Source organism: Micromonospora sp. KC606 (assembly GCF_004348675.1).
Classification (GTDB): Bacteria; Actinomycetota; Actinomycetes; order Mycobacteriales; family Micromonosporaceae; genus Micromonospora.
Genome location: NZ_SMKN01000308.1, coordinates 1 through 5,224, shown reverse-complemented (window position 1 = coordinate 5,224; position 5,224 = coordinate 1). Strand labels below are relative to the sequence as shown.

The following is a 5,224-nucleotide window of genomic DNA, read 5'->3' as shown; positions in this document are numbered from 1 at the left end:
GCCGTCAGCCCTGGCACGCCGCCCTCGCCGGCCCGGTCGCCCGGCGGGCCCCGGCGCCCCGCCGACGGTCCGGCCGCCACGGGTTGACCCAGGGGCTTCTCCGGTCGGCGAGGGGTGACCCTCCGCGACGGGTGGCTCAGGTGGCGCGGGCGAGGGTGACGCCGAAGCGGCCGTCCGGGTCGGTCCAGAAGCGCTCGTCGCGGAAACCGGCCGCCGCCAGCTCCGCCGCGATCCGCTCCGGGCGGAACTTCGCCGAGATCTCGGTCCGCAGTTCCTCGCCCTCGGCGAAGGCGACGTCCAGGTCGAGCACCCGGACCCGCATCGCGCCCTGGGCGCGCAGCCGCATCTCGATCCACTCCTGCTCGGCGTCCCAGCGCGCCACGTGGGTGAACGCCTCCGGCACGAAGTCCGCCCCCAGCTCCCGGTTGACCACCCGCAGCACGTTGCGGTTGAACTCGGCGGTCACCCCGGCGGCGTCATCGTAGGCGGGCACGAGCACCCCCGGATCCTTGACCAGATCGGTGCCGACCAGCAGCCAGTCCCCCTCCTCCAGCGCCGCGCGCATGGCGGCCAGGAAACCGGCCCGCTCGTCGGGCAGCAGATTGCCGATGGTGCCGCCGAGAAAGACCACCAGCCGCCGGCCGCCTGGGGGCAGCCGGTCCAGGTGCCGGGTGAAGTCCCCGACGATGCCGCGCACCCGCAGCCCCGGGTAGTCCGTCGCGATCTGCTCCGTGGACCGACGCAGCGCGCTCACCGACACATCCAGCGGCGCGAAGCTGCCCAACCCGCCGTGCCGGGTGAACGCGTCCAGCAGCAGACGGGTCTTCTCCGAGGAACCCGAGCCCAACTCGACCAGCGTCTTCGCGCCGGTGAGCTCGGCGATGTCGGCGGCCCGCTCCACCAGCACCGACCGCTCCGCCCGGGTCGGGTAGTACTCCGGCAGCCGGGTGATCTCCTCGAACAGTTCACTGCCCCGGGCGTCGTAGAACCACTTCGGTGGCAGCCACTTCGGGTCGGCGGTCAGCCCGACCCGTACGTCCTCCCGCAGGCTGCGGCCGAGGTCCTGCTCCCTCAGGTAGATCTCCAGTGGCTCCGCGCTCATGAGTGTCCCTTCGTCGGCCGAGATATCCCTGACTCCACCCGGGGGCCGAGGGGCGGTCACCGGGCACCGGAAGCCGTCGCGTCACGCTCTCCACAGTGCACGCGCACGCGTCACCGTCGGGGTCGCCACCACCAACTGCCCGTCCGGCACCGGTCGCCAGGCCGGGTCGTCGTCGCACGGCTCGGAGGCCAGCATCACCGCGCCCGGCGTCGCGCGTACCGACAACGCGTGCCCGACGGCGGTGCCCACCACGGTCCGGCCGTCGGTGACCAGCAGGTTCAGCCGAGACCCGGGCGCGGCCTGTGCCACCTCGACCACCGTCGCGGCGACCGCCTCGGCCGGGTCCGCGCCGGCGCGGAGCCGGTGCCGCAGCAGCGCCCAGAGCAGCGCGGAGTCGGTCGGCGCGTCGAGAGTGAGCAGGTCACGCGTCGGCAGGGCGGCGGCGAGCGACACCACCGAATCCGGCCAACCTCGGACCAGGCCGTTGTGGCTGAACAGCCAGCGGCCCTCGGCGAACGGCGCCGCCGCGCACTCCTGCACGGCCATGCCGACGGTGGCGGATCGGACGGCGGCCAGCACCGCCCCGGCGGTGGTGACCTCGGCCAGCGTCGGCAGGGTGCGGTCACCCCAGATCGGTCGGGCCCGCCGGTAGCACACCGGGTCGCTCTCACCCGGGTACCAGCCGACACCGAAGCCGTCGGCGTTGACCGTCCCGCCGCCGCGCATGTCCCGCGGCTGCCACGACTGGCGCACCAGCGAGTGCGGCGGGTCGTACAGCAGGGCGCGCAGGTTGACCGGTGGCCCGAGGTAGGCCAGGTGCCGGCACATCAGCGAGCACCCCCGCTCACCCGTGCGCCTCCTCGGGCCGGGCGTCGCGGGCACAGCGGAAGCCGCTGAAGATCTGCCGCCGGATCGGGTAGTCCCAGTTGCGGAAGGTGCCCCGGCAGGCCGACCGGTCGGTGCCGAACGAGCCGCCGCGCAGAACCCGGTAGTCGTCGCCGAAGAAGACCTCGGAGTACTCGCGGTAGGGGAAGGCGGCGAAGCCGGGATGGCCACGGAAGGTGGTCGAGGTCCACTCCCAGACATCCCCGATCAGCTGGTGCGCACCGAGTGGGGACGCCCCGGCCGGGTATGCCCCGACCGGCGCCGGCCAGAGGTGCCGTTGCCCCAGGTTGGCGTGCTCCGCGGTGGGGTCCTCGTCACCCCACGGGTAGCGGCGGGAGCGGCCGGTGGCCGGATCCCAGCGGGCCGCCTTCTCCCACTCGGCCTCGGTGGGCAGCCGCCGGCCGGCCCAGGCCGCGAATGCCTCCGCCTCGTGGTAGCAGACGTGCACCACGGGCTCGTCGGCACGCACCGGCGACCACCGGCCGAACCGCCGGTACGCCCAGCCGTCCCCGTCCCGCCGCCAGTGCAGGGGCGCGGCCAGTTCGGCCTCGGTGCGGTGGCGCCAGCCGGCCTCGCTCCACCAGCGCGGGTCGTCGTACCCGCCGTCGGCGATGAACGCGGCGTACCGGCCGTTGGTGACCGGCGCGGCGTCGATCACGTACGCGGGCAGGTCGACGGTGTGCGCGGGGCGCTCGTTGTCCAGCGCCCACGGGTCGGTGGAGGTGCCCATGGTGAACGGGCCTGCCGGTACCAACACCTCACCGTCGACCCGGGAGCCCGGCTCGGGTGGCGGCGGGGCGTCCAGCACGGCGGGGCCGGAGCGCAGCTGGTGGGTGGCGAGCATGGTCTCGTCGTGCTGCTGCTCGTGCTGCACGATCATGCCGAAGGCGAACCCGTCGGCGACCAGCGGCCGGTCGGTGAAGCGGACGCCGTCCAGCAGGTCGTACACCTTGTCCCGGACCGTCGCCAGGTAGGCGCGCGCCTCCGCCGGCCTGAGCAGCGGCAGCGCCGGCCGGTCCTTGCGCGGCTGCTTGAACGCGTCGTACAGGTCGTCGATGTCCCGCCGAACGGGTTCCCGACCGCCCACGTCGCGGACCAGCCACAGCTCCTCCTGGTTGCCGACGTGGGCCAGGTCCCAGACCAGCGGGGACATCAGTGGCGAATGCTGACGCATGAGTTCGTCCTCGTCGACCGCCTCGGTCAGCCGGGTGGTACGGGCCCGGGCGCGGTCCAGTTCCGCCGCGATGCGGCGGCGCAGCCGTTCCGCCTCCGGGCCCGGGCGGTCGGTGGTGGTCACCGGTGCCCCCTCTCCGCGGCGGCGCGTCGCCGCCGGATGCCGTTGCTCGTCTGGTCGTGGGTCTGCGCCGGCAGGTCCAGTTCGGGCAGGGCGGCCAGGGCCAGGTCCAGCAGGGCCGCCGCCGCGGCCGCCACCGGCGGGTCGGCCAGTCCGCGCCGGGCGGCGGCGTGCCAGCGGTCGGCTGCGGGCGCGGCGACGGCGCGGGCGGCGCGGGCGGTCTCGGCCCGGGCGAGCAGCGCGGTCACCACGGCCAGCGGGATCCGCCAGTCTGCGCCGGGCTGGGCGTCGAGGTAACGCACCTCCACATAGCCGCGTGGCCGCACGGGCGGGAAGAGGGTGCTGACGTGGTACTCCAGGTCGTCCGTGGTGGGCGGTCGGGGCAGCGCCCCGTCGATCCAGTCAGCGAACGTCACCCCCGGTGGTGGCGTCCAGTCCGCGCCGTCCTGCCGCAGGCAGAGCAGCGGGGCGGCCAGGACGTACCGGATCCAGGCCGCGACCGGGTCCTCGTCCGGTCGGCCCGGCGACCAGACCGGCCGGGTGCGGTCCGGGTCGATCGCCAGCCAGGCCGCCATCCGCGCGGACGCCCACCCGGTGCGGCGCCCGGCGTGCCGGTCGGCGTTGGCGAAGGCGGCCACCAGCGGCGGGCCGACCGCGTGCAGGGTGGCCCAGCGCAGCGCCAGGTCGGCCGGCTCCCCCGCGTCGAGGCAGACCTGCAAACCGGCGGTGCTGTACATCATTGTCCGTCCGGCCGGGCCCTGGCGGTCGAAGGCGCAGCGCATGGCACGGTAGCGAGCGGTCTCCAGCACCGGGCGGGGAGGCCGCCACGGGTCGATGCCGGAGCGGCCGAGGGTCAGGCCCGCCCGCGCCAGCATCGCGTCCAGGTCGGCGATGTCGGCCTCCGTGGCCAGGATCAGTGCGGCGACCGACGGGCGCGGCGCGGTGGACACCTCCACCTGGCCTCCGGGCTCCACGGTCACGCTGCTGCCGTGCCGGAGCGCTAGGGCGGGACTGGTGCTGTCCAGGGTGACGGGGCTGTGTCGCCCCAGCGCCGCCCGCAACCGCTCCCGGTCCACCGGTCGAGCGGGGTCGGCGGCGTCGTGAACGGTCCATTCCAGTTCGACGCCGGTGTGCACGGGCGGGCCGGTCTTGAAGCAGATCCGGCCGATGTGCGCCGCGGCGGACCCCTGATCCCGCAGCACGGTCGTCCGCTCCAACTCCGGCGACGTCACCACGAGATGTCCCCCTCCGACGCTCGGTCGCGGCGCGACCACGGGTGGCCCGGGGCGGTTCTCGACCGGCCCCCTGGCCACACCATGGTCTGCCCAGCCGACGGTATCCGGCGATGCGGACGGGACGAAACTTCTGTGAAGTCTTTTCGACTACTCGTCTGCGCCTGTCGGGTCGACGGCGGTGGGCGACTCCGGCGCGGAGTCGGGGCTGTCGAGCAGTTGCCGGCAGTACGCCTCCACCCGGTCCGAGCCGCCGGCCGCCGCGACGAGATCGACGAAGGCCGGGGTGGCCAGGATCTTCTCCCGTTGCCGCGCCGACTTGGCCAGGTACGCGCGGCACTTCCCCCGGAACCTGGGGTCGCCGGCCGGCTCCCCGGGGCTGGCGGAGGCACTCGGGCTGCCCGACGTGGCCGGCGAGCCCGGCGTCGCCGGACGGCCGGAGGTCGCGCCTGGGAAGGGGTGGCCGGCGGGCGTGCCGGTGGGTGCGTCGGTCGTGGACCCGCCGGCCGGACTGCCCGGTTCGACGGTGTCACCGCCCTCGACGGGAGCGGTCGTGGGCTCGGGAAGCGACGCGGGCGGGCGGTCCGGCGGTTGCGGGTCGGCCGGCCGGTCGAGGGTCGCGGCGGCGAAGGCGACGCCTGCGGTGGCGACCGTCACGACGCCCGCGACCCAGGTCACCAGGCCGGTGGTGACGCCGCGCCGGCGGCGGGG

The 5,224-nt window shown here is 75.1% G+C and carries 4 protein-coding genes and 1 pseudogene; all 5 read right to left on the bottom strand.

What is annotated here, in order from left to right; all coding sequences use genetic code 11:
* Positions 1 to 136 precede the first annotated feature (136 nt).
* On the bottom strand, positions 137 to 1,102 hold the full coding sequence (gene egtD, locus E1193_RS29890; RefSeq protein WP_132186491.1) for an L-histidine N(alpha)-methyltransferase: 966 nt from the start codon (positions 1,100 to 1,102) through the stop codon (positions 137 to 139).
* An 81-nt stretch (positions 1,103 to 1,183) separates the two neighbouring features.
* Positions 1,184 to 1,930, bottom strand: a complete 747-nt coding sequence (egtC, locus tag E1193_RS29885; protein ID WP_132186490.1) for an ergothioneine biosynthesis protein EgtC — start codon at positions 1,928 to 1,930, stop codon at positions 1,184 to 1,186.
* Between the two features lie 16 nt (positions 1,931 to 1,946).
* Positions 1,947 to 3,284, bottom strand: coding sequence for an ergothioneine biosynthesis protein EgtB (gene egtB / locus E1193_RS29880; RefSeq protein WP_132186489.1), 1,338 nt, complete (start codon positions 3,282 to 3,284; stop codon positions 1,947 to 1,949).
* Positions 3,281 to 4,516 carry an ergothioneine biosynthesis glutamate--cysteine ligase EgtA gene (gene egtA / locus E1193_RS29875; RefSeq protein WP_132186488.1) on the bottom strand — a complete coding sequence of 412 codons (1,236 nt, stop codon included), beginning with the start codon at positions 4,514 to 4,516 and terminating at the stop codon, positions 3,281 to 3,283. The genes egtB and egtA overlap by 4 nt, the downstream gene beginning before the upstream one ends.
* A gap of 147 nt (positions 4,517 to 4,663) precedes the next feature.
* Positions 4,664 to 5,224, bottom strand: a pseudogene (locus tag E1193_RS29870) (hypothetical protein); the annotation flags it as partial.

Coding starts and splice junctions, on each gene's coding strand:
- egtD (WP_132186491.1), bottom strand. CDS start 1,102: ATGAGCGCGGAGCCACTGGAGATCTACCTGAGGGAGCAGGACCTCGGC.
- egtC (WP_132186490.1), bottom strand. CDS start 1,930: ATGTGCCGGCACCTGGCCTACCTCGGGCCACCGGTCAACCTGCGCGCC.